This window comes from Allobosea vaviloviae, from assembly GCF_001298265.1.
Lineage (GTDB): Bacteria > Pseudomonadota > Alphaproteobacteria > Rhizobiales > Beijerinckiaceae > Allobosea > Allobosea vaviloviae_B.
In genome coordinates this window covers 1-550 of record NZ_LGSZ01000093.1, presented here as the reverse complement: position 1 = coordinate 550, position 550 = coordinate 1, and the positions used below count along the sequence as shown (strand labels likewise).

Genomic DNA, 550 nt, shown 5'->3' with positions numbered 1-550 from the left:
GTCGCGGCGATGGCGCGCATCGAGAGCGCCTCGCAGAAGATCTCCGACATCATCCGGGTGATCGACGACATCGCCTTCCAGACCAACCTGCTGGCGCTCAACGCGGCGGTGGAAGCCGCCCGTGCGGGCGATGCCGGCAAGGGCTTCGCGGTCGTGGCCTCGGAGGTGCGGACCCTCGCGCAGCGTTCGAGCGACGCCGCCAAGGACATCTCGGCGCTGATCTCCTCCTCCAACAGCGAGGTCGGCGAGGGCGTCAAGCTGGTGCGCCAGGCCGGCGACCAGCTCGAGCACATCCTTGCGGCATCGCGCAAGGTCGCCGCGACCATCGCCGAAATCTCCTCGGCCTCGGCGGAACAGGCCAGCGGCGTCGAGGAGATGAGCCAGGCGGTGGCCCATCTCGACGAAATGACCCAGCAGAACGCCGCCCTCTCCGAGCAGAGCGCAGCTTCGGCCGGCTCGCTCTCCTCACGCATCGCTCAGCTGAACGCGCTGGTCGCGGCCTTCAGGACCGGGAACGAGGGCGCGGGAATGGCTGGCAGCGCACCAAGCC

1 protein-coding gene is annotated in these 550 nt (G+C 69.3%); it reads left to right on the top strand.

What is annotated here, in order from left to right:
* A partial coding sequence (locus AE618_RS25975; protein WP_248311028.1) for a methyl-accepting chemotaxis protein occupies positions 1-550 on the top strand: 550 nt, incomplete at both ends.